This window comes from Agrobacterium larrymoorei (assembly GCF_005145045.1).
Taxonomy (GTDB): domain Bacteria; phylum Pseudomonadota; class Alphaproteobacteria; order Rhizobiales; family Rhizobiaceae; genus Agrobacterium; species Agrobacterium larrymoorei.
Window position 1 is genome coordinate 2,308,224 of sequence record NZ_CP039691.1, and the last position, 22,294, is coordinate 2,330,517.

Here is a 22,294-nt window from a genome sequence, read left to right on the forward strand (position 1 = left end):
TACCTCACCGAATATAGGTTTTCAGAACCTGCGCCAGCTCTTCTGTTGCCTTGGCGCGCTCTTCATCGTTTTCCGCATGCAGCACATGCTCGTGCAGGTGATCCTGCATCACCTCCCCCGTCAGCCCGGAGAGCGCGCCGCGCACGGACGCCAGAAGCTGGAGGATATCGCCACAGGGCTTGCCACCCTCCAGCGCCCGCTCCACCGCCTCCATCTGCCCCTTCATCCGCCGGATCCGCGCCAGCAGCTTGTCCTTATCCCGCATCGTGTGTGACATCGGTCCTGCCTCGATCAATATAGTATAGGGGGGTATATTATATTGATTATGCAGAGATGGCAATGCACATCTCCACAACCTCCGCGCAAGTCAGCGCAGGCAATATTCAATCATATTCGGTGTTTTTTGAGGGAGCTTTCATATGGTTGATCCAGTTTCGTATAGCAGCATTTTCTTCAACGGCTTCGATGCGCAGCATCAAAACGATGGCTCTAGCGGCGACGCGTTCCAGTCTGAACTGGATGAGGTCGCCGTTTCAGAGACCGCTACTACCGATCCGGTGTCTTTTGGGGATTATGGCAACACACCCACAACAAGCTTCAGTACGTCGATGTCTAGTGTTCTTTGGGAACTTGAAATCAACGATGCGCCGAAGACGTTTGAAGACGTACAGGATGAACTCGATGCCGCCTCGGAGGCCCTGAGGACGGAGTTTCTGGAGTTCTCCGAAATGAGTCTGGAAGAAAGAATTCGCGCCAATATTCTCAGAGAGAAAAATATCACGGAAGAGGATTTGGCCAAGCTCGAGCCTGACGAGCGCGCCGCAATCGAAGAAGAAATCAAACAGGCAATTCTGCGCGCACTGGGCGTTAATAATGCCACCAACGGTGAAGATGGGGCAGCTTCAACAGCATAGGTCGCTATTACCCCGGGTGCTGACGCCGCACCATTGTTTACACGCTTTCTCATAGCTATATCTCTATAAGCTATAGCTATGAGGTGCCATCATGTATTCCATCGGTGATCTTTCCAGGCGAACCGGCGTGAAGGTGCCGACAATCCGTTACTATGAGCAGATGGGTTTGCTGAAAGAAGCGGATCGCTCGGAGGGTAACCAGCGGCGCTACGAGAAGTCCGATCTCGAGCGGCTGGCCTTCGTGCGCCACGCCCGAGACCTCGGCCTCAACATCGACGCCATCCGCGAACTGATCGCGCTCAGCCAGCACCGCGAACTCCCTTGCGAAGGCGCCGACCGCATCGCCGCCGATCACCTGGCAACGGTGCGCGAAAAGATCGCCAAGCTGAAGAAGCTGGAGCACGAACTCGAACGCATCGTCTCCCATTGCGACGGCCATTCCATCGAGGATTGCTATGTCATCCGCGCATTGTCGAACCACGGGCTTTGCAAGCATGAGCATTGAGGGCAGAGCTCATGGGAGTGATGGCAACGAGCCGGAAGGTCGCAGCGATCCAAATTGAGTGGCGAACCTCGGCCTTGGCGGATTATAGTCCTCAATCTTTAACGTCGACGTAGTCCTCAAACTCCCATGCGAGTTCTCTGCTTAAAAGCGTCGCAAGCCTGTCCCAATTGTCCGCAGTTTGAGATGCAATGAAATATTCGACAACGTCACGAATAGCGCGTTCGTCGTAAGATTGTACAAATAGATAATGTCGACCGAAAAGAGGATGTGAATGTCTCTCATGGGTTTCGTGACCTGGCTTAGGATTTAAAACGTTATCAGCAAACCATAATGGTGTGCAGACAACAGCAGAGAAATTATCTCCACCTTTGCTATCCGGAGGGCCGATAACGAGGTCCAATAAAGCTCCGAAGTATTCAGTGTTGTCTGGGATAAACCATTCTCCGTCTCTTCCCAACATATTAAATTTTTTGAGTTCTGCCTTCATGCTCTGCAACTATGTTTTTTGGCTATGATAAATTAAGGTGCTCACATCCGAAATCGGCGCAAACCAGCCGAACGAATGTGACGGTTTTTGACCCGAAGCAGACTTCATTTCATCGCTGTGATAGCAAGCCAATCAGTCTGCTTGGAGTCACATGCGCTGTCTGTCCAGGCCTCGACCTCAATGTTATGCCAAGGCGTTGATGCCTGCCAAAGCGATATCAACTGATCTTGCTGGAAATAGTTATAGTAGCGGCCCAGCGCATCTGAACCCTCCTCGCTACCCGCCTTAAAACTAGCCCAAACGACAGCGTTCTCAGTCATCGCACGGTAAATTCTCGTAATGACCCCACCGAGTTGTAGTCGCGGCACATGGGTCAGGGAAGCGCAGGCGTAAACCCCGTCTTAAACATCTTTAGCATCCAGCTCGTTGAACAACATCGTCTTGACAGGCTGCCCGATGCGAAGTGAAGCGATGGCGGCAAGTTCCGATGAGCCGTCTGTCGCATCTAGTTTGAAGTCGTTCTTGATGATTACTGCAGCATCAACGCCACGACCTGTACCCAATTCGAGCACCCTACCATTTAGTTTGCACTGTTTGAGAAAAGTAAACAATCTAGGATTGGGAGCATTTTTGTCGGCCGTATATTTCTCGGAGTTTGCCTCGTAAAATTTCAAGGTAGTATCGTTCATTAGCGTTAGCCCCTCCCAATCCATATCCGACGCAATTACACAAACGTAAAATAGGCACAAAAACCGCAATTGGTGCAAACCAGAAATCCGGCCTTGACACGATTACGATTCGAGCGCATCACTCTCGCATGATCAACGAACGCGCACCCATTTCCTGCACGTATTTTTGGGCCTTCCTTTAAGGGCGGCTCGACAGATCAGTTTGTCAACAAGCCGCCGTCAGGCGGCTTTGTTGTTTTCAAACGTCCTGACGGCAAAAGACCAGAACCCGAAGGACCGCAGAAATGACCGAAGACAGCCTTCTGACCTTACCGAGACCGCCCGTCGTGACCATTCGTGGTGCGCGCAAGACCGATCTGCCTGAACTCAACGAGATGATCACGCTTTTGGCGGCTCATCATGGTGATGCGGCGGCGATTACGCCGGAAAAGCTGGAGCGTGATCTCTTCGCGCAAATCCCCTGGATCACAGCACTTGTTGCAGAAGCCGATGGCGAGTTGATCGGCTACGCGATCCTCGTGCCGCTCTACCGTGCGCAGGAAGGTCGTCGCGGTATGGAACTGCATCACCTCTTCGTGCGGGATGGGCATCGCGGCCACGGCACTGGCCAGCATCTGGTTTCCCGTGCGCGTGACGTGGCGAAGCGTTGCGGCTGTGATTTCCTGTCCGTTGGTGCTGCCACCGGCAATTTCGCCGCACATAAGTTCTACGAAAACATGGATTTCGTACCGCGCCCGGTCACCGGCATGCGCTTCATGCAGGCGCTTTCCTGAGACACGCACAGACGTTCGGAGGATGACATGACGCGTATCGCCATAGCGCTGACAGAGGAATTTGCCGACTGGGAGCCCGCTCTGCTGGCTGCCGCCGCACGCGGTTATCTGGGCGTGGAGATCGTCACTGCATCGCCCGATGGCAAGCCCTTGACGTCCATGGGTGGGCTGAAGGTGATGCCGGACACGGCCTATGAAGCGCTCGACCCCGACGATATCGATGCGCTCGTCATTCCCGGCGGATTGAGCTGGGAAAAAGGTGCTGCGCCCGATTTTACCGATCTGGTCCATCGGTTTCGCGCGCAGGACCGCGTTGTGGCGGGTATTTGTGCGGCGGCGAGCGCGCTTGCGGGAACGGGCGTCCTGAACCATGCGGCACATACCGGCAACTCGCTCGCCTCGCATCAGCGATACGAGATGTACGAGGGTGCCGGGCTTTATCGCGACCAGCCACAGGCCGTCAGCGACAAGGGTATCGTTACCGCGCCGGGGAATTCTCCGGTCACGTTTGCTGCCGAAGTCCTGAAGGCGCTGGACCTGTGGGGGCCGGAAGCCGAAGCGGAGATTTCGGTGTTTTCCGCCGAGCATCTCAAGCCTTAACGATCCAGAACACGGCAGCGGCGCGCTGGTCCTTTCGCGCTTTCTGCCGAACTGGCTCGCCGCACATCACGGCTGTTGATGTGCAGGCTGTGGTTCTTTGGGATGTTCATCAGGTCGATCTTGCTGCGCGCAGCAGCGAGGAATGATGCTTGATTTCCATGAAAATAATCCAGGCAACGCTCTTTCGACGGCGTTTCCGGCAGAAGCGCCTTGAAGGCCAGGCGGTGCATGGCGCAGGCTGCGCCATGGCCGGGGACGGGGAAACGCAGACAATCGAGCTCATCGCTCCACTCGGCTGCGCTCCCCTCGCCCTCTATCATTTCACTTGACCAATTCGAAGCGCTTGAGGAACAGACCGCTGAGCGAACCGAGGATCAGCCAGAAGACGAAGCTGGTAACCGTTGCGACGACGACGAAGCGGCGTTCGAGCGGCAGGGGCGCCAGCGCATGTTCCCCCTCAGGCGGCAGGGGTGCGCCGACGATGTGCGGCGCGACGATGAGCAGGACCGCAAGCAGGATGGCCCATGGCTCCGTGCGCCGGAAGGCAAGCAGCGCGATGCCGCCTGCCGTTGCTGCAACGGTTGCGAGCCACCAGATTTGACGGGCGTTGAGATCGGCAGCCGGGCTGCCCGGCAATTCAGGCGGAAGGCCGATCATGGGTGCCAGCATCACGGCTGCAAAGCCGGAAAGCCCCCAGAACAGCCCTTCGCGCCAGCCGCCCTGCGCACCGCGCAGCGAGATCAGCCCGGTCAGCACCAGCGCATAACCGATTGCGGTCAAGACGTTGGCGGCAATCGTATAGGCGTTACGCTCGAAACCATCGGCAGGTGCCCAGGCTTCCTCGTCATGGTGGTGGTCCGCGGGCGTGCCAGCCGCATGGGTGTGCCCGGCATCACCACCGGCGCTCTCGAATGTTTCCGCCTGAAGGATGAGCGGTGTGGTGCCGATGGCCTGCATGGCGCTCGTCGCAAGGCCCGCAATCAGCCCGACAAGCACGGCAGTAAAGACGATGTTTCTGAAAAACGGCATGGTTCCCCTCCCCCTCAATGGCACGGGAAGGCGTTGGCGTGGCGCGTATCATGCGCCGCATTGTGCATGGCTTCCACATGCGAGAAGCCAACGAAACCGACGATGAACAGGCCAAGCGCAATAGCGCTTAAGCCCTGCAATATCTTGGATGTGCTGGTGGAAATGGCGCTTGAGGCCGTATTTTGATGGATAGACATAGTGACCCTCTCCTTTGAGCGGCGGCCTGCATGGCGCAGCGCGCGCGCTTTCAACATTCACCACGGGGAAAAGATAAACAGGGTTCTCAGGGCGGATAGAGCCGACCTGCCAACCGTGCTCTTCCGGACACCCCGCCGGCATTGACGACACTTACAGCGATGGCAGGTCTCCTGGCTCACGGGTCGTCACCTTGAAAACACCTTCCCGATCCGGGTTTGCCGGATCAGTGGTCATTGTTTTCAGGCTCTCCGCTCACAGTTGCGGGGGCAGCCACGAATGAGAGCGAATGCTCGCTCCTATCGTATTCCCTTTTCACTTTCCGGGCGAACCCGGAAAGACCATCACACGTCTGTTATCAGGCAGTGGTTGTGGAGAGTCAATTCTCGTCATCACGCTTGACCCGATTTTCGGTATCAGGCGTAACGTGAGCGTTTCCACATTGAATGGAAACGCTCAACCATCAGAAGGATTGCCAGCCACTATTGGCGGTCTTCAGCGATGCGGCTGGTTGAGGGCGAGACATGGCAGCAGCCGTTTGGCGCAGGGCAGAGGCCTGTGCCGAAGCCCGGCCCGTGCCCCCGTCTTCCAACTGGAACCGTTCTACCAGGGAGCGAAGCTTTGCAGCCTCCTGCGCAAGGGTGCTGGAGGCGGCGGTGGATTGTTCCACCATGGCTGCATTCTGCTGGGTCGTCTGGTCCATGGCGTTGACGGCGGTGTTGATTTCCACAAGCCCTGTGGATTGCTCCCGCGCCGAAATGGCGATGGATTCCATATGGCCGTTCACTTCAACGATAAAGGCACCGATGGTCTTCAGGGCATCGCCAGTATCGCGCACCAACCGCACGCCGCTTTCCACCTCGGTAGAGGAGTTCTGGATCAAGCTTTTGATTTCCTTGGCTGCCTGAGCGGAACGCTGAGCGAGTTCCCGCACTTCCTGTGCCACGACAGCAAAGCCTTTTCCAGCCTCACCAGCACGGGCGGCTTCCACGCCAGCGTTCAGCGCCAGCAAGTTGGTCTGGAAGGCAATCTCATCTATGACGCCGATGATATTGGAAATCTGCTGCGAAGACTGCTCGATCTTGCGCATCGCTTCTTCTGCCTGTGAAACGACCTGTGCGGACTTGACAGCAGAGCTGTTGGCCTGGCTCGTAACGCTTCGCGCTTCTTCCGTGCGTTTGGAGGAATTGCTGACATTGGCAACGATCTGGTCGAGAGCCGCTGCGGTTTCTTCCAGCGAGGCGGCCTGCTGTTCGGTCCGGCGGGACAAATCGTCCGCACCGGCTGCAATTTCCCGCGTGCCATCGTCCATCGTTGAAATCGACTGCGAGATGTCCTTCAGCGTATCCCCAAGCTGGCGGACGGACTGGTTGAAATCATGCCGCAACGCTTCGAAATCCGGTGCGAAAGCTTCGTTGAGCTGGAAGGCGAGATCCCCTTCCGCAAGCCGCTTCAGCCCGGCAGCAAGGCCGGATGTGGCAATGCGCAAGCGTTCTGCCGCGTCGGCCTCTGCTTTTTCCTGCGTTGCAATCCGGTCGGCTTCGGCACGGTTACGGTTTTCCTCGGCCTCCGTTTCCAGGCGCCTGTTGGTGAGTGCTGCCTGACGGAAGATTTCAACCGCGCCAGCCATTTCGCCAATCTCGTCAGCGCGGCCAGAATAGGGAATGGCGGAAGCCGCATCGCCCTCGGCAAGCCGCTTCATCGAGCCGGTGATTTGACTGATGGGCTTTGTTACGCCCTGCAGAACGAAGCCAACGGACGCAACGACGATCAGCGCCACAAAGCCAAGCGTCAACGTGGCAATGGTGAAAGTCGTGTCGTAAGCAGCGGCACTCAAGGCGTAGCTGGAATCAGAGCCGGAATTGTTGAGCGCGATGATCTGATCGAGCTGAGTGCCGACGGCATCATAAACACTGCGCATCTGTGTTTTGTAGAAAGCCGATGCTTCTTCGGTGTTGTTGGCGCGTGAAAGCACCATCAGCTTGTCATGCAGCGCCTTGTAGCTTTTCCACTGATCTGAGAAAGTAGCGTAAAGCTTGCGTTCTTCATCGGAAGAAATCAGACGCTGATATGTCTCACGCAGTTCTTCGATTTTGCGATCGGCGATGCCGATATCGCTTTCCGCACTCTGCATTTCTTTCGCGTCCGTCGACATGACGTGCGCGCCCTCGGCGATACGAAAATCGCCCGCGGCGGTGTTTATGGCATTGGCCGTTCTGATGCTGGGCAACCAGTTGGTGGCAATTTCTTTCGTTGCTTCGTTCGTACGCGACAGGCCCGTCAATGCGATATAGCCAAAGATGGCGCACGCACCCGCAATCACGACTAAAATGGAAATCAGCAAGGTTTTTATATTCGGACGTTTCATGGGAGAAATCCCTGGGTCTAACGGAAGGCACGTTGCAGAAGACGCCTGCCGGACTGAAGCTGTCCTAAGGTTCCGGTCGTGCGTGGGCTCTCGTCATGAGGCAAACCTTTATTAGCCATAACAAGTAAACAAAGTAAAAATTATCTAATATAGTTTTAAAGCATAAATTAATATAATATAAAAATGTAGTTTTCCTGCTCAATACTCCAAATACAACTTAAAATAAGCAATAATCACAAAAAATCCGAATTATTAGTGTCACACCTCTACTTGTGGATTCACCGCATTTTATAAAATGCCCTGATTTTGTCCAAAGCAGATCAGGGCGGCGAGACAGAACCCCCCGCAATGACAACTCGAACAGGATTAAGCGGACGGATCGCTATCGCGGGACAAGCAACGATAAAGATCAGCGCGATGGCACAGCCTTGAGATAGGCCGCAATCGCATTGCGGTCTTCTGCCGTCCGCCGTGCCATGTTCTGCTGGACTTTTACCATGGAGCCGCCCGCGCTATCGAATTCCGGCGTAAAGCCGGTTTCGAGGTAGTTGGCGATGTCTTCTTTGGTCCAGGAGCCGATGGCCTTCGAGCCGGGGGTGATATCGGGAATGGTGCCCTCACCTTCCGGGTTCGGGCCGCCAGCCAGCCACTTGTCCTTCACGAAGCCGCCCAGCATATCGCGCGGCGTGTGGCACTCGCCGCAATGGCCGGGGCCTTCCACCAGATACTGACCGCGCGCCACTTCCGTATCGGCATTGGCCAGCTCCACGCGCGGCTGGCCCTTGTCGAAATAGAGGAACTTCCAGCCGCCGAGCGTGAGGCGCATGTTGAAGGGGAATGGCAGATCATGGCCCGGCGCATCATTGGTGCTTGCGGGCAAGGTTTTCAGATAGCCGAAGAGATCGTTGATATCCTGCGGCGTCATCCGTGCGTAGGAATTATAGGGGAAGGACGGGTAGAGATGCTCACCGTTTTTGCCCACACCCCGGGTCATGGCATCGCCGAATTCGGCGACCGTCCAGCCTCCGATCCCGTGGTTTGGATCAGGCGAGATATTAGGCATGTGGAAGGTGCCGAAGGGGCTTGGCAGAGCCTGCCCGCCCGCAAGCGTCTTCAGCGCATCGCCCGTTGCATCCGGTGCGGCGTGACAGCTTGCGCAGCCGCCCGCCCAGAACAGCGTTTCGCCATTGGCCAGATCCGGCTCGCCTAAATTGGCCCAGTGGCTTGGCGGCTGGCGCTGGGGTTCGGTTACCCACATGAAAATGCCGAAACCGGCAATACCGGCAACCACGATGCCACCGCCAAGCTTTGCCCAGATGGACGCCATCACCCACTCCGCTCATCAATAAAAATATTGTAAAAAATGGCCCGCCGCTGAACCAGCGGGCCTTGATATTCAGCGTTACTTCTTCACACGGTAGGTCTGATGGCAGGAGCTGCAATCCGCGCCGAGCGTCTTGAGAGCCGCACCCGTGCTGGCCTGATCCGTCGGCAGCTGTGCCAGAACAGCATCCGCATCCGCGCCGAGCTTTTCGGACTTGGACTTGAAGTCTGCGAAATTCTGCCAGATGGCCGGTGCAGCAGCGCCGCCTTCGGAACCTGCCGGGAACTGATCCGGGAAGGCCTTGGCATTGGTGCTGATGGTGGTGACGGCGGTCTTCACGGTTTCGGCGTCGTAGGGCTTTTCACCCTTGGCAATGGCGCCCAGCGCACCCATGGCGCCGCCGATCTGCTTCATCAAGCCTTCGCGTTTTTCAACTTCGCCAGCAGCGGAAACCGCTCCGGCGCAAAGACAGCCTATAAGAAAAGATGCGGCAATCGTCTTAAGTTTCATTGTCTCTCTCCTTGATCCGGCGCACCGGATGCGGTGGTCGTTCGCTCTTTCCGCAGTATCGGATCATGCCCGGCGGGAACCGGACAGCGTGCGGAGTCGAACAGTGTGGAAGATGCCTGCTTCACATGGCAAAAAGAAGTCACATTCCGGTGATTTTTACAGTGAAATCAGTAGCCTGAAGTGGGTATTTTCAGTTGCCTTTTACGCCTTCCCAAAGGGTGAAACAGGCAACGATGACCAGCAGCAGACCGGCTGCCCTGCCGATGAATATGGTGGCACGGGGTGAAGACACGAGGAAATCCCGGCTCTTGCCCGCCGTCATCGCCAGCGTGCCATACACGGCAAGCTGCGTTCCCGCCGTCATCAGCCCCATGATGATGCCCTGTATCCAGATCGGGCCGTAAGCGGGTTTTAGAAATTGCGGATAGACCGCCATCATGAAGAGATAGGCTTTGGGGTTGCTGAGGCAGGTGATGATACCGCGCCGGAAGGCCCGCCAGGCGGAAGCGCTGGCGCTGACCTCATCCCCTTCGATCACGATGGAACTGCGGATAAGGCTGAAGCCGATCCAGATCATATAGGCCGCGCCGAAAATCATCAGTGGCTTGAACAGAACCGGCATCACGGTTGCCAGCAGGCCGACGCCCACCGCGCCATAAAGCGAATGCACAACACCGCCTGCCATGATGCCGGAGGTTGCCGAAAGCCCGACCTTGCGCCCACCCGTCAAGGAACTTGCCAGCACAAGCAGCATATCGATGCCCGGCAGGATGATGATGCCGAACAGGAGCGTGAAATAAAGCCAGAGATTTTCACTGTAGGTCATATCGGCAGTCCTGAAATAGATCGGTGAAATAATCAGTCGATAACAGGCGGAATCCTCCCGCTTTACCGAGAAATATCAAATGAATAAGTGTGGTGAATTCATCTCGCAGACGATGCGTTTTCGCGCGCAGTAAGGCGCGTTCTGCTGTGGTCGATGAATGTCGGTGTCTGCTCTGAAACCTGGGTTCAGAATGCCAGCGTGCGCGTGGTCTCCCGGCCAAAGCCACGGATTTCGATCCGGTCGGAATAGACATCCGCGATGGCGAAACTATTCTGGTCCGGCGTGTCCACCATGCCTTTGAAATTGACGAAGTGGGTGTTGCCGATCACGCCGTAATTGCCCTCGTGATTATGGCCGCAGAACCATGCCTTCACGCTGTGATGTGCGGCAATCAGCTTCAGCACCTCCGGCGCGTCCCACATATTATGGGCGTTTTCCGGATAAAGCGGATAATGGCAGAACAGCACGACATGCTCATCCATAGCATCCGCAGCCGCAAGCGTTGCCCGCAGCCACGCCACCTGCTCGTCACTGAAAGAGCCGTTCCAATCCTGCGCGTTGATCGCGCCCACCTGCCTCAGCGCGTCGAGACGGCTTGCAGCCAGTTCCCGCCGCGGATCACCCGGCGGCGGCGCGAAGGTGCTGACATCATTGCCATCCAGCACGAAAAAGCGGAATTTGCCGATGCTGAAATCATGCCACTGGCTTGGCATGCCCAGGCGCTGATGCACCTGCGCCAGATATTGCGGCTCAACCGCGAAATCATGGTTGCCCGGCAGCAGCAGGGAACGGTGCCTCAGCTTGTCGTAACAGGCCAGAATCGCTTCGAAATTCTCCCAACCCCGGTCAATGATATCGCCCAGCGTGACGACGAATGCCAACTCCTCCCCATTGAACACCTCTATCGCCTGCGCAAGCTTGACCGTGCTCGCAGCATAATACCGATCCATCTCAGGCTTCGGCGCAATATCGGCATATTGAGGATCGGCGACGATGCCGAAGGAGAAGAGCGGTGCTGTATCTGTCATGGTGGCTACCGCATAGGCGCGGGGGATGACAGGTGTGTGACACCCGCGTTTCGCTTAAGCAGAAGCTCTCACATTAAACACAATCCGGCAGCTGCTAAACCGATATCCGCCGAGCGATGAGAGAGGTTGTGCTTTGGCCTACCGCCGCAAACTCCCCAAAATCCCCCGCACAAGCGCCCGTCCAACCGATGTCGCCACAGAACGCGCCGCACTTTTCATCGCAGCCTCGATCACCGTCTCGCGCTGATACCCGCTTGAGCGACGCGCGCCGGTTGTCGATGCCTGTTTCGGTTCCTCATCGCCAAAGCCCGGCAGTTTCCAGCGGCCTGAAGCGCTGTCCGTCTGCTGGCTGGCCTGCTCCTCCGCTGCACGTTTGGCAGCTTCCGCTTCCGCAGCCTTTTGAGCGCGGGCGGCGAGAATTTCGAAGGCGGATTCTCGGTCTACGTCCTGATCGTAAAGACCGGCAACAGGGCTGGATGCCATAATGCTGCGGCGCTCGTCATCGCTGACGGGGCCGACGCGGCCAGATGGCGGGCGGACCAGTGTGCGCTCCACGATGGAGGGCGCGCCTTTTTCCTGAAGCGTCGAGACCAGCGCTTCGCCGGTGCCGAGCGTGGTGATGGCATCCGCCGTATTGAAGGCCGGGTTTTGGCGGAACGTATCGGCGGCGGTCTTTACCGCCTTCTGCTCGCGTGGCGTATAGGCGCGCAGCGCATGCTGAACGCGGTTACCGAGCTGGGCCAGCACGGTTTCCGGCACGTCCAGCGGGTTCTGTGTGACGAAGTAAACGCCGACGCCCTTGGAGCGGATGAGGCGCACGACCTGCTCAACGCGCTCCACCAGCACGCGCGGCGCATCGTTGAACAGCAGATGCGCCTCATCGAAAAAGAACACCAGCTTCGGCTTGGCGGGGTCACCCACTTCCGGCAGTTCCTCGAACAGTTCTGAGAGCATCCACAGCAGGAAAGTGCCGTAAAGGCGCGGGTTCATCATCAGCTTGTCGGCGGCGAGAACGGAAATTGTGCCGCGCCCATCGCTGGTGGTGCGCATGATATCGGAAATCTTCAGCGCCGGTTCACCGAAGAAGTGTTCCGCGCCCTGCTGTTCCAGCACCAGAAGGCCACGTTGCAGCGAGCCGACGGAGGACTTGGAGATAAGGCCGAACTGATTGGAAAGCTCGGTCGCATGCTCACCCATATAGTTGAGCAAGGATTGCAAATCCTTCAGATCCAAGAGCGGCAGGCCGCCCTGATCGGCGATCTTGAAGGCGATGTTGAGCACGCCCTCCTGCGCCTCCGATGCATCCATCAGACGCGCCAGAAGCAGCGGCCCCATCTCGGCAATCGTGGCGCGGACGCGGTGGCCCTTTTCGCCGTAAAGGTCCCAGAAGATCACCGGAAACTGTTCGAAGGAAAGGTCGGTAAAGCCGATCTGTTCGGCCCGCTTCGTCACCCAGTCCTTGGCCTCGCCGGGCTTCGCGATGCCGGATAGATCGCCCTTGATATCGGCGCAGAAGACAGGCACGCCCGCCTTGGCAAAACCTTCCGCCAGCACCTGTAGCGACACCGTCTTGCCGGTGCCGGTGGCGCCTGTGATCAGGCCGTGGCGGTTGCCGAAACGGAAATCGAGATATTCGCCCTTGTTGAGACTGTCGTCGGGATTGCGGCTCGTACCAATATAAAGCTTATCGTCCTGCAACATCTGGCGAATCCTCCGTAAGATGAGGGCAGTTTTCATCCTTTATCCAATCTTCGCAATATACTTATAGGAACTGTTTCCGGCCTCAACAACTGTTTGATAAGCTTAGAATTGAAGGCGCGGAAAAAGCTGTCGCGCGGTCTTTGCACGGCCTTGAGTCTGTGTTTCATTTGTTTTACGTTGACGTGAACGTAATTTTCGCATTCAGGAGGAATTTATGAGCGAAATCGTCACCCAGGTCGCCGATAGAGTGGGCATTGCTCCGGATCAGGCGGGAAAAGCTCTCGGCATGATGCTGGGTTTCCTCCAGCGCGAAGCCGATGACGCGGCTGTCGCCCAGATGATCGAGTCCATGCCCGGCGCACCGGAACTGGTTGCCCGCTTCAACGGCGAAGGCAGCAGCAAGGGCGGCGGCCTCCTCGGCGGCCTGATGAGCGCCATCGGCGGCGGCGGCATCATGGGCCTCGGCCAGCAACTGATGAGCATCGGCCTCGGCATGGGTGAAATTTCCGCTCTCGCCAAGACGACGATTTCCATTGCCCGCGAACATGCTGGCGATGAGGTGGTGGACAAGGTTATTGCTTCGGTTCCGGGGCTGAGCCAGTTCGCTTGATCGGCTGACGGCGTCGTGCGTCCATAATGGATGCGCGGTAGGATACGCATCCATTATTCCTGTGCTCGTCACAGGAATCCATCCAGCCCAGTCCTGGGCTGCAAAACTCTTCCCATCGTGCAGACGCACGATGACTGGGTTCCTGTCACGAGGACAGGAGTGAGGAGGGTTGGGACGTGAAAATCTAGACTATTTCAGGCGCGGAGAATGCTCTTCAAAGGCTTTCCGCGCCTTTTCTATTTCCGCATGGTGCGTCTCGGCCCAAATCCACACGCCGCAAAAGGCGCTGCCCAGCGTCTTGCCGAGATGCGTGAGGCTATAGTCGACATGCGGCGGGATGACGGGGTGCACGGTGCGCTTGACCAGCCCGTCGCACTCCATCTGCCGTAGCGTTTTCGTCAGCATCTTCTGGCTGATATCCCCCACGATCCTGCCGATCTGCGTGAAGCGCAGCGTGCCGTTTTCCTCCAGAGCTTCGAGGATCAGCATCGTCCATTTGTCCGCCACCCTGGAGATAATGTCCTGAACCAGCGCCTCGATCACCGGGTCGGTCTGTTCCGGCGGCAGGTGTTGGCGTCTGTTTTCGATCTCGGGATCGGCCAGATGTCTTTTCATGTCAGACGCTCTCTTTTGGGTAAGTATAAATCTTTTGGGTGCCTACTTTCGAATAGAGAGCATCGTAGCTAACTTGTTGTCATCCAACAAGAGAGGCCAACAAGAGAGGATAGCCCGATGAAGATGACAGGTAATACAATTCTAGTCACCGGTGGTGGTTCCGGCATTGGCCGCGCGCTGGCGCAAGCCTTTCATGCGCTTGGCAACACGGTCATCATTTCCGGTCGTCGCCAGTCTGCGCTGGATGAGGTAACGAAGGCCAACCCTGGTATGATCTCGGTGGTGATGGATGCGACCGAGGCTGATGGCATCCGCAATTTCGCCGAGACGCTGACGCGCGACTACCCCGACCTCAACGTCGTCATCAACAATGCCGGCATCATGAAGAACGAGAACATCAAGGCCGCACCGGATTATCTGGATACAGCGGAAGAAACCATTTCCACCAATCTCCTCGCCCCGATCCGCCTTACTGCAGCACTTCTTCCGCATTTCCTGCAAAAACCAGCAGCGGCAGTGCTGACCGTTTCATCCGGCCTTGCCTTCGTGCCGATGGTGGCGACGCCTACCTACAGCGCCACCAAATCCGCCATCCACGCCTATTCGATGGCGCTGCGCGAGCAACTGAAAGACACGTCGGTCGAGGTCATCGAAATCGCGCCACCCTACGTGCAGACGACGTTGCAGGGCGAACAGCAAGCCACCGACGAACGCGCCATGCCGCTCGATGCGTTTATCTCGGAGGTGATGGATATTTTGACGAACCGTCCGGATGAGAAGGAAGTGATCGTGGAACGCTGCAAGCCACTGAGATTTGCGGCGGAAAGTGGCAATTTCGACAAGGTGTTCGGGATGGTGAATGGGGTGCATGGGTGAGTTCAAACCGGCATTGCGCTACCCCAAAACAAAACACCCGGCACAAAGGCCGGGTGTTTCACATCCGATAATTCGGAAATTTACTTCGCAGCAGCTTCGTAGCGTTCCAGAACGTAATCCCAGTTGATGAGATTATCGACGAAGGCTTCGAGGTACTTCGGGCGCAGGTTGCGGTAGTCGATGTAGTAGGAGTGTTCCCACACGTCGACGCCGAGGATTGGTTCTGCGCCGTGGACCAGCGGGTTTTCGCCGTTAGCGGTCTTGGAGATTTCGAGCTTGCCGTTCTTGACGGAAACCCATGCCCAGCCGGAGCCGAACTGCGTCGTGCCAGCTGCGATGAAATCAGCCTTGAACTTGTCGAAACCGCCGAGATCGGAGGCAAAAGCCTGTTCCAGCTTGCCGGGCAGCTTGTTGCCGCCGCCGTCCTTTTTCATCCACTTCCAGAAATGGACGTGGTTGTAATGCTGTGCGGCATTGTTGAAGAGTCCAGCATTGGTGCCGAAGGACTTCTTCACGACTTCTTCGAGAGACAGGTCTGCAAGACCGGCTTCTGCAGCAAGCTTGTTACCGTTGTCCACATAGGCCTTGTGGTGCTTGTCGTGGTGAAACTCCAGCGTTTCGCGCGACATGTAAGGCGCAAGCGCGTCGTAATCGTATGGGAGTTCGGGAAGTTCGAAGGCCATGGTTTTACTCCTTGTTGCAGCGGCTTGGCCGCTCCTTGAAACCTTGTGGGCGGACCATAAAAGCGGACATCAATTGAGGCAACCTGTGAATTATCAAAATGTTCCGGCAAAAGAGAAAATTCCACCTGTGCCTCGGTGAAAACATCTTCTGTGCCGATCCTTGCGTACCATTTCCGGGAGATCGGTTCTCTCAGACCATGCACGAGACATTACTGAAAGGACATTGCAATGAAACGACAGGCTCTGGCTTTCACCCTTGCAACCTTCTCCGCCCTGCCCGCCATGGCATCTTCCGACAGCGCCTGGGAAGAATTCGTCGCAGATGTACAGGCCAAATGCCTATCCGCCGCAGCACCCCTTATCGATGACGCCAAGGCCGTGGTAGACCCAACCGGCAGCGAAAACTACGGCCTCGCCATCCTCACCGGAAAGGCAAAGGGCGCAGACACCACCATCAGCCACATCTGCGTTTACGACAAGAAAACCAAGGCCGTGGAACTGGGCAGCGAACTTTCCGCTGATTCGGTGAAGGTGGAATTGCCGGGTTCTACGAAGCCATGATCGCTGGCAGCCACTTGCCAGACGGATTGCACGATGCAAATATGCACGTAAAAATAAAGGGCAGCGCCCGAAGGCCTGCCCCTGATTTTTGTCCGCAGTAGATTTACCCGAAGGCAGTGATCTGCTCCGCAGCGCACGCAGGATAATTAAGGCCTATTTCGCTTTGATACAAGACCCATTTTCTTGCGTCCCGGATGTGTATGAAGAAATTGAACGTACTCTCTCAGCCTCACGTCTTTCGCGGTACATGCCTGCAGCGGGTTACGACAGGCAGTTAGCGCTGCGGCTCTACATCTGGAATATCCGCTTATGCGAATGCTTCTATTTACCTGTCCAATTCGCTGAAGTCGCTGCAAGAAATGCGATTTTGAAACCATTGCAAAAACGCTTCAAGACAGAATGGTATCAGAACGGGGCGTTCCAAAACCTCTTGCCTCCAAGGCTCCTTCTCGAACTCAACGACGCCGTTTCCAAGGAACGCCGCAAGCATCGATCAGCGCTCACGGAAGGACACGTCGTATCGGCTCTGTCGCTCGGTTTCTGGGTGGCTTTAATGGGTGCCTCCTACGACAAGCATCTTTGGCACAACGGCGTAATGACCTCCTTCCCTCACGCGGCCAAGCATCAGGATCGGGCCGCCATCCATCTCATGCTGGATGACATGCGCAAACTGCGTAACGACATCATGCATCACGCTGCGGTTTTCGACCGGCACCCTCAAACTCGACTGCACAATGTAATCGCAGTCATCTCGTTAATCTCCGCGCATACAGGAGATTACGTGACCAGTTTGAGCAGACTTAATCACGTCATCAACCAGCGCCCCAGCTGTTAATCTCCCGCAGCTCAAAACCGCGGCGTCGTATCCGCCGCTCCCAGCGGTCGTTGCATCAGCACGATGTCCAGCCAGCGGCCGTGTTTCCAGCCCACGGATTTGAGGGTGCCGACCATTTCGAAGCCGGTGGCGCGGTGGACGCCGATGGAGGCGGTGTTTTCGGAATCTCCGACGACGGCTACCATCTGGCGAAAGCCGCGCGCTGTAGCCTCATCGATCAAAGCCAGAAGTAGGAGCTTGCCGATGCCGAGGCCTTTGCGGTTCGGGTCGACATAGATGGAATCTTCCACCGTGGCGCCATAAGCCGGGCGGGCGCGGTGGGGGCCGGCATAGGCATAGCCGACGACCACGCCTTCGATTTGCGCGACGATATAGGGGAAGCCTCCCGCAAGCAGCGTTGCCCGGCGCTCCAGCATCGTCTGCGTCGACGGCGGTTCGATTTCGAAGCTGGCGCTGCCGTGCAGAACCGCATCACGGTAGATTTCGGTAATGAGGGGAATATCGTCCTCTTCGCAGGGGCGGATTGTGATGGCGAGCTTGAGAGGGGAAGTCATTGCGGGGTCCTGAATGCGTATTCGTAAGTGCGCAATCTGCACCAGAGACAATTCAAAATAAAGATTATAGACCTTATGCAAGACATAAGGATTTCTTTGATATGGACCTCGATCTCAGGCAGTTGCGCAGCTTTGTGGATGTGGCGAATCTTGGCAGCTTTTCAGCGGCTGCGGAAAAGGCGGGGCTCACCCAGCCTGCCGTCAGCCTGCACATCCGCCTGTTAGAAAAGCAACTCGGCGTGCGCCTTATCGAACGGGTCGGGCGGCGGGCGCAGCCGACCTCTGCCGGGCGCGATCTTCTGGTGCATGCCAGGCGGATTGCGGATGAAGTGTCTCAGGCGATTGAAACCGTTGCGCCGCATCGCAGCGGTACGAGTGGGCTTTTGCGCATCGGCACGGGCGCAACTGCGCTGATCTACTTCCTGCCCGCCATATTACGGCAAATCCGGCAGGCTTTGCCGGGCATCGAAATTCGGGTGGAGACCGGGAACACGCCGGATATCCTCCGTTTTCTCGAGGAGAACGAGATCGACGCGGCTATCGTAACCCTGCCTGCCAGCGGTCGCAGCCTGGATATACGTGAAATTCATCAGGAGGGGCTTGTTGCGATCTTTCCTTGCGAGGCGACCGGTGTGCCGCTGGAAGTGGATGCCGAGTTTCTCTCCAGCCAGCCTTTGCTGCTTTATCAGGGCGGCAACACGCGCAAGCTGGTGGATGGGTGGCTGAGAGGCGGAGGCAAACGGGTTCAGCCGATCATGGAGCTTGGCAGCGTCGAGGCTCTCAAGAAGCTGGTGGAGGCCGGGCTGGGCGTGGCTATCGTGCCTGCAATGTCGATAGATGGAGGATCATCCGGGCTTCAGGCACGATCCCTGACGCCAAGGCTGGAGCGAAAGCTTGCGCTTGCTCTGCGCCGGGACAAGCACATGACCGCACCCTTGCGGGCGCTCGCTGCCGCCATCAACTGCCCGTCAGAAGACTGATCGCAATCAGCCACATGGTCAGCGCGATCACGCCTTCCAGAATGCGCCAGGCGGATGGGTTGGCGAAGACAGGTCTCAGCCATCGCGCGCCGAAGCCGAGAGAGAAGAAGAACACGAAGGAGGCGGTGATCGCACCTGCGGCGAATACCGGTTCCGAGCCCGGAAACTGGGTGGAGATGGTGCCGAGCAGGACGACGGTATCGAGATAGACATGCGGGTTCAGCCATGTCAGGGCAAGGCAGGTCATCAGCGTTGGGGCAAGCGGCGTGATGTTGCCGGACGCGGCGACCAGCACCTGCGAGGAACGAAGCGCCGATTGCAGGCTTTTTGCGCCATACCAGAACAGGAAGGCTGCGCCCGCGTAGCGCATGGCCGGTTCCAGTGCAGGCATAATTTCGGCAATCTGTCGGAATGCAGTGACGCCGACGGCGATCAAAATGGCATCGGACACGGCGCATGCAAGGCAAACGGCAAGGACATGCTCCCCCGTTAGCCCCTGCCGCAACACGAAGGCATTCTGCGCGCCGATTGCGACGATCAGTGTCAGCCCCATGGTGAAGCCTGTCAGATAGATTGAAAATTCTCCACCAGATAACATGCACTGCCCTTTCGTTTTCCTTGCAATAGGTGGGCGCTCAGGCTTAATCCAGTTAAAGATGCTTACGTTGATTAAGGCAGGCTAATTCTATGGTCGATTATGCGGCGCTACGCGCAGTAGCGATGGTGGTGCAGACGGGCAGCTTCGAAAAAGCCGCCATGGCGCTTCACGTCACGCCATCCGCCGTTTCCCAGCGGGTGAAGCAGCTCGAAGAGCGGCTCGGCGCAGTGCTGATCTTGCGCGGCAATCCCTGTACGGCAACCGAGAAGGGCGACTGGGTCTGCCGTCACATGGAGCATGTGGGAATGCTGGAATCGGAGCTTTTCAGCCAGCTTCCCGCACTGGTTTCCCCCGATGAGCCGGGACGGCAAGTCACGCTGCACATCGCCACCAACGCGGATAGTCTCGGAACATGGTTTCTGAAGGCCGTGTCGAGCTTCACCAACAGTTCCGGCTATCTGTTGAACGTGGCGGTGGACGATCAGGACCATACGGCGGAATGGCTGCAACGCGGCCGTGTTCTGGCAGCTGTTACCAGCCTTGAAAAGCCGGTGCAGGGCTGTCGGGTCACGCCGCTCGGCAGCCTGCGTTACCACGCCACGGCCAGCCCGGATTTCATGGAGAGATACTTCGCAGGTGGCGTGACCGAGGCCCGACTGGCGGAAGCTCCAGCCATCACTTTCAACCAGAAAGACCGCCTGCAGCATCAGTGGATATCACAAATCTTCGGCGCCCCCGTCGTCCACCCCACCCACTGGCTGCCTTCCACCCAGAGCTTCGTGGACGCCGCACGTCTTGGCATGGGCTGGGGCATGAACCCGCATCTGCTGGTGCGCGATCACCTCGAAGCTGGCCGCCTCGTGGAACTCGTACCGGGAACGGTGCTGGATGTTCCGCTGTTCTGGCAGGTAAACCGGCTGGCCGCAGATCGGCTGAGGCCTTTGACGGACGCGGTGGTTGAGGTTGCGCGGCGGGAGTTGATGCCCATGAGCGCATGAGCTTAATCGGCTCTGTGAGGCTTGGCTCGATCAGGTTCTAGGTGGTCTTATCGAAGCGGCGGGTATTCGGTCGGATGCAGAAAGATCGACGCCGAAATGTGTGGAGGCATCGCTCAGTACTTCCCTCAGAGCTTTCATGGCTGGAAGAAGATCGGCTTCGTCTGCTTTCGAAGGTAACCGCCCAGCATCCTTCGGATAGCGGTAGGTCGTGGCGTAGACTGTCAGGAAGGTCAGCGTAGCAAAGCGCGATTTGAAGCTGTTGGTATCAGGCAAAAGATCACGCAACACGTCGATACGGTGCGAATCTCGTCTTTCCGCTCTGATGCCCTCTGAAGTCAGGAGTGCGATCAGGATTTTCTCGGCGGCCTGCTGCGCGTGATAGGCATCATATCGGTTGCCTTTGGCTGCAAGCATTTCTGCCGCTTCCAAATCTTCATGCGCCAACCGCAAGGCATTTGCGATATGAAGCTCAGCGGACATCCAAAACCATGCCATCGTCTGCAATATGGCTGGCTGCGGAATTCGCTATTTCAAGGTCGGCAACGAAATCCGAAAGGCGTGCGCAGGAGACATCCGCATAAACGCCGGAGCCTTCCTGAACGCGCCATCCAAACAATGGTGAAAACAAACGCTCAGGGGCATCGTCTTGAACGATGACCTTGAGGTCCCAGTCGCTCTGGGCCGTGGCATCATCTCTCGCGCGGCTGCCGTACAGGACGATGTCGACGGGATTATAAGCCTCTTTGATGCGCGCAAGAAGTGGTCCCAACTCCGGAAATCTTCCGGCTAGTGCGACGCGTCCACCAAGACTTTCTGCGACGATGCTCAAAGGAGCACTCCAAGTTGAAACCCGCCTTCATATAGCGGGTTTTCTTCACGATTTCCACTCGTTGCGCTTATTCTGTCACCACGCTTGAAAAGTGGATGGGCCCTCGCCAAGAAGAGGGCTCCCATGAATTTCCTTACTCAGCAACCGTGGACTTTGCCCAGTCCATATAGAGTTCCAGCGCCTTGCGGGCCACCGGGCCTGACTGGAGTTCGCGGTCGTCCAGCTTGGTGACTGGGGAGACCTTGGAGTAGTTGCCGGAGCAGAAGATTTCGTCGGCGTTGCGGAAATCTTCGACGGAGAGTGTTGCTTCGCGCACGTCGAACCCCGCCTGGCGCAGCAGGCCCATGACGCGGGAGCGGGTGATGCCGGCGAGGAAGGTTCGGTTCGGGACGGGGGTGAAGACGACGCCATCCTTGACCATGAAGACGTTGGCCGAGGCGGATTCGGCAACATTGCCGTTCATGTCGCGCATCAGTGCGTTATCGAAACCGCGCGCGCGGGCCTCGATGATGGCACGGCCACTGTTGGGGTAAAGGCTACCGGCCTTGGCATCCGTCATCGCCGTTTCTGGCGATGGGCGGCGCAGTGGTGAAACGGTAAGCGTCAGCGGAACGCCTGCATCCATCGGCGCTTCGAACAGGCAGAGCGCAAAGCGGGTGGATTCTGCATCCGGCGCAACGACGGAGCCGCGCATGCCGTGCTCGGCCCAGTACATCGGCTTGATGTAGATGGCCATGTTGCCATCGAACTTCTTCACGCCTTCCAGCGCCAGCTGCTCGATTTCTTCCGGTGTCATGGTCGGCTTCATGCCCATGTTGAGGGCGGAGCGGTTGACGCGCTGGCAGTGCAGGTCGAGATCTGGCGCAAGACCATCGAACCAGCGGGCACCATCGAAAACGGTGGAGGCGAGCCACATGGCGTGCGAGGTGGGGCCGATCAAAGGAGGATTGCCGGGAAGCCATTGACCATCGACATAGGTCCAGGTGGTGGAACGGGGTGCGGTATCGACGGACATGGAGTTCTCCTTCTTAAATTGCGTCGGAATGAATGCCCGCACGACAATGACGTCAAGTTTAAATTCCCCTGATTTGTGAAATTGATGGAATATTGCCCTGATACCGCCGCTGGTTTTGGTTTTATTGCGTAGAGCCAAAAACGCCGTCGATGGTCTCATCAGAAGTTTTGATGGATATTCATCTGGCTGCG

The 22,294-nt window shown here is 57.2% G+C and carries 29 protein-coding genes and 1 riboswitch; of the genes, 10 read left to right on the forward strand and 19 right to left on the reverse strand.

The genetic code is table 11. From position 1 onward, the window contains the following. Positions 1-4 precede the first annotated feature (4 nt). Entirely contained in the window at positions 5-277 is a 273-nt protein-coding gene (dmeR, locus tag CFBP5473_RS11160) for a Ni(II)/Co(II)-sensing transcriptional repressor DmeR (protein ID WP_027675596.1), read from the reverse strand. A gap of 142 nt (positions 278-419) precedes the next feature. Between dmeR and CFBP5473_RS11165 the strand changes: the two genes are divergently transcribed. Both CFBP5473_RS11165 and CFBP5473_RS11170 read left to right on the forward strand, forming a co-directional pair. Then, a complete protein-coding gene (locus tag CFBP5473_RS11165; RefSeq protein WP_037171004.1) occupies positions 420-914 on the forward strand; it encodes a hypothetical protein in 495 nt (164 codons plus the stop codon). A gap of 91 nt (positions 915-1,005) precedes the next feature. After that, on the forward strand, positions 1,006-1,419 hold the full coding sequence (locus CFBP5473_RS11170; RefSeq protein ID WP_027675597.1) for a MerR family transcriptional regulator: 414 nt from the start codon (positions 1,006-1,008) through the stop codon (positions 1,417-1,419). A gap of 91 nt (positions 1,420-1,510) precedes the next feature. On the opposite strand, the gene CFBP5473_RS11175 is transcribed toward CFBP5473_RS11170, so the two are convergent. Both CFBP5473_RS11175 and CFBP5473_RS25340 read right to left on the reverse strand, forming a co-directional pair. Next, the gene (locus CFBP5473_RS11175) at positions 1,511-1,906 is read right to left on the reverse strand and encodes an Imm8 family immunity protein (protein WP_051441283.1); all 396 of its coding nucleotides are present in this window, start codon (positions 1,904-1,906) and stop codon (positions 1,511-1,513) included. 401 nt (positions 1,907-2,307) lie between these two features. Further along, positions 2,308-2,595, reverse strand: a complete 288-nt coding sequence (locus CFBP5473_RS25340) for a class I SAM-dependent methyltransferase (protein WP_234881750.1) — start codon at positions 2,593-2,595, stop codon at positions 2,308-2,310. Positions 2,596-2,879: 284 nt separating this feature from the next. On the opposite strand from CFBP5473_RS25340, the gene CFBP5473_RS11185 reads away from it, so the two are divergent. Together CFBP5473_RS11185 and CFBP5473_RS11190 are read left to right on the forward strand one after the other, a co-directional pair. Next, positions 2,880-3,368: a GNAT family N-acetyltransferase gene (locus CFBP5473_RS11185; protein WP_027675598.1), complete on the forward strand. Its 489-nt coding sequence runs from the start codon at positions 2,880-2,882 to the stop codon at positions 3,366-3,368. 27 nt (positions 3,369-3,395) lie between these two features. Beyond that, on the forward strand, positions 3,396-3,968 hold the full coding sequence (locus CFBP5473_RS11190) for a type 1 glutamine amidotransferase family protein (RefSeq protein WP_027675599.1): 573 nt from the start codon (positions 3,396-3,398) through the stop codon (positions 3,966-3,968). On the opposite strand, the gene CFBP5473_RS11195 is transcribed toward CFBP5473_RS11190, so the two are convergent. The 9 genes from CFBP5473_RS11195 to CFBP5473_RS11235 all read right to left on the reverse strand — a co-directional run bounded on the left by CFBP5473_RS11195 (position 3,965) and on the right by CFBP5473_RS11235 (position 12,949). Then, entirely contained in the window at positions 3,965-4,288 is a 324-nt protein-coding gene (locus tag CFBP5473_RS11195) for a hypothetical protein (protein ID WP_027675600.1), read from the reverse strand. The genes CFBP5473_RS11190 and CFBP5473_RS11195 overlap by 4 nt on opposite strands. A 1-nt stretch (position 4,289) precedes the next feature. After that, entirely contained in the window at positions 4,290-4,997 is a 708-nt protein-coding gene (locus CFBP5473_RS11200) for a CbtA family protein (RefSeq protein WP_027675601.1), read from the reverse strand. Between the two features lie 14 nt (positions 4,998-5,011). Then, positions 5,012-5,194 (reverse strand): CbtB domain-containing protein, encoded by a 183-nt coding sequence (locus CFBP5473_RS11205; RefSeq protein WP_027675602.1) that lies wholly within the window; start codon positions 5,192-5,194, stop codon positions 5,012-5,014. Between the two features lie 144 nt (positions 5,195-5,338). Continuing rightward, positions 5,339-5,553, reverse strand: a riboswitch (cobalamin riboswitch). A 102-nt stretch (positions 5,554-5,655) separates the two neighbouring features. Beyond that, complete coding sequence (locus tag CFBP5473_RS11210; RefSeq protein ID WP_027675603.1) at positions 5,656-7,560, reverse strand: methyl-accepting chemotaxis protein; 1,905 nt, start codon at positions 7,558-7,560, stop codon at positions 5,656-5,658. Positions 7,561-7,969: 409 nt separating this feature from the next. Then, entirely contained in the window at positions 7,970-8,887 is a 918-nt protein-coding gene (locus CFBP5473_RS11215) for a cytochrome c (RefSeq protein ID WP_027675604.1), read from the reverse strand. Between the two features lie 75 nt (positions 8,888-8,962). Next, positions 8,963-9,394 (reverse strand): c-type cytochrome, encoded by a 432-nt coding sequence (locus CFBP5473_RS11220; protein ID WP_027675605.1) that lies wholly within the window; start codon positions 9,392-9,394, stop codon positions 8,963-8,965. A gap of 190 nt (positions 9,395-9,584) precedes the next feature. Beyond that, positions 9,585-10,220 carry a LysE family translocator gene (locus tag CFBP5473_RS11225; protein WP_027675606.1) on the reverse strand — a complete coding sequence of 212 codons (636 nt, stop codon included), beginning with the start codon at positions 10,218-10,220 and terminating at the stop codon, positions 9,585-9,587. Positions 10,221-10,405: 185 nt separating this feature from the next. After that, a complete protein-coding gene (locus tag CFBP5473_RS11230) occupies positions 10,406-11,248 on the reverse strand; it encodes a metallophosphoesterase (RefSeq protein WP_027675607.1) in 843 nt (280 codons plus the stop codon). A gap of 138 nt (positions 11,249-11,386) precedes the next feature. Then, on the reverse strand, positions 11,387-12,949 hold the full coding sequence (locus CFBP5473_RS11235; RefSeq protein WP_027675608.1) for a helicase HerA-like C-terminal domain-containing protein: 1,563 nt from the start codon (positions 12,947-12,949) through the stop codon (positions 11,387-11,389). Between the two features lie 214 nt (positions 12,950-13,163). Here CFBP5473_RS11235 and CFBP5473_RS11240 point away from each other — a divergent pair, with 214 nt between their 5' ends. Beyond that, positions 13,164-13,559: a hypothetical protein gene (locus tag CFBP5473_RS11240; RefSeq protein WP_027675609.1), complete on the forward strand. Its 396-nt coding sequence runs from the start codon at positions 13,164-13,166 to the stop codon at positions 13,557-13,559. A gap of 189 nt (positions 13,560-13,748) precedes the next feature. Here the strand turns inward: CFBP5473_RS11240 and CFBP5473_RS11245 are convergent, their stop codons facing one another. Then, a complete protein-coding gene (locus tag CFBP5473_RS11245; RefSeq protein WP_027675610.1) occupies positions 13,749-14,174 on the reverse strand; it encodes a winged helix-turn-helix transcriptional regulator in 426 nt (141 codons plus the stop codon). A gap of 117 nt (positions 14,175-14,291) precedes the next feature. Here CFBP5473_RS11245 and CFBP5473_RS11250 point away from each other — a divergent pair, with 117 nt between their 5' ends. Beyond that, positions 14,292-15,050 carry an SDR family oxidoreductase gene (locus tag CFBP5473_RS11250; RefSeq protein ID WP_027675611.1) on the forward strand — a complete coding sequence of 253 codons (759 nt, stop codon included), beginning with the start codon at positions 14,292-14,294 and terminating at the stop codon, positions 15,048-15,050. 80 nt (positions 15,051-15,130) lie between these two features. On the opposite strand, the gene CFBP5473_RS11255 is transcribed toward CFBP5473_RS11250, so the two are convergent. After that, entirely contained in the window at positions 15,131-15,733 is a 603-nt protein-coding gene (locus CFBP5473_RS11255; RefSeq protein WP_027675612.1) for a superoxide dismutase, read from the reverse strand. 228 nt (positions 15,734-15,961) lie between these two features. Between CFBP5473_RS11255 and CFBP5473_RS11260 the strand changes: the two genes are divergently transcribed. Then, positions 15,962-16,294, forward strand: coding sequence for a hypothetical protein (locus tag CFBP5473_RS11260; RefSeq protein ID WP_027675613.1), 333 nt, complete (start codon positions 15,962-15,964; stop codon positions 16,292-16,294). A gap of 88 nt (positions 16,295-16,382) precedes the next feature. Next, positions 16,383-17,129: a hypothetical protein gene (locus tag CFBP5473_RS11265; protein WP_136954352.1), complete on the forward strand. Its 747-nt coding sequence runs from the start codon at positions 16,383-16,385 to the stop codon at positions 17,127-17,129. A gap of 11 nt (positions 17,130-17,140) precedes the next feature. Here the strand turns inward: CFBP5473_RS11265 and CFBP5473_RS11270 are convergent, their stop codons facing one another. Next, positions 17,141-17,683 (reverse strand): GNAT family N-acetyltransferase, encoded by a 543-nt coding sequence (locus tag CFBP5473_RS11270; RefSeq protein ID WP_027675614.1) that lies wholly within the window; start codon positions 17,681-17,683, stop codon positions 17,141-17,143. Positions 17,684-17,784: 101 nt separating this feature from the next. Here CFBP5473_RS11270 and CFBP5473_RS11275 point away from each other — a divergent pair, with 101 nt between their 5' ends. Continuing rightward, positions 17,785-18,663, forward strand: coding sequence for a LysR family transcriptional regulator (locus tag CFBP5473_RS11275; protein ID WP_027675615.1), 879 nt, complete (start codon positions 17,785-17,787; stop codon positions 18,661-18,663). Here CFBP5473_RS11275 and CFBP5473_RS11280 read toward each other — a convergent pair. Further along, a complete protein-coding gene (locus tag CFBP5473_RS11280; RefSeq protein WP_027675616.1) occupies positions 18,641-19,261 on the reverse strand; it encodes a LysE/ArgO family amino acid transporter in 621 nt (206 codons plus the stop codon). The genes CFBP5473_RS11275 and CFBP5473_RS11280 overlap by 23 nt on opposite strands. Before the next feature lie 89 nt (positions 19,262-19,350). Between CFBP5473_RS11280 and CFBP5473_RS11285 the strand changes: the two genes are divergently transcribed. Then, positions 19,351-20,259: a LysR family transcriptional regulator ArgP gene (locus CFBP5473_RS11285; RefSeq protein WP_027675617.1), complete on the forward strand. Its 909-nt coding sequence runs from the start codon at positions 19,351-19,353 to the stop codon at positions 20,257-20,259. A 30-nt stretch (positions 20,260-20,289) separates the two neighbouring features. Here CFBP5473_RS11285 and CFBP5473_RS11290 read toward each other — a convergent pair whose 3' ends face one another. The 3 genes from CFBP5473_RS11290 to CFBP5473_RS11300 all read right to left on the reverse strand — a co-directional run bounded on the left by CFBP5473_RS11290 (position 20,290) and on the right by CFBP5473_RS11300 (position 22,103). After that, a complete protein-coding gene (locus CFBP5473_RS11290) occupies positions 20,290-20,739 on the reverse strand; it encodes a HEPN domain-containing protein (protein WP_027675618.1) in 450 nt (149 codons plus the stop codon). Then, positions 20,729-21,088 carry a nucleotidyltransferase domain-containing protein gene (locus tag CFBP5473_RS11295; protein WP_084631660.1) on the reverse strand — a complete coding sequence of 120 codons (360 nt, stop codon included), beginning with the start codon at positions 21,086-21,088 and terminating at the stop codon, positions 20,729-20,731. Before CFBP5473_RS11295 ends, CFBP5473_RS11290 begins: the two co-directional genes overlap by 11 nt. Positions 21,089-21,221: 133 nt before the next feature. Further along, positions 21,222-22,103 (reverse strand): branched-chain amino acid aminotransferase, encoded by an 882-nt coding sequence (locus tag CFBP5473_RS11300; RefSeq protein ID WP_027675619.1) that lies wholly within the window; start codon positions 22,101-22,103, stop codon positions 21,222-21,224. Positions 22,104-22,294 lie beyond the last annotated feature (191 nt).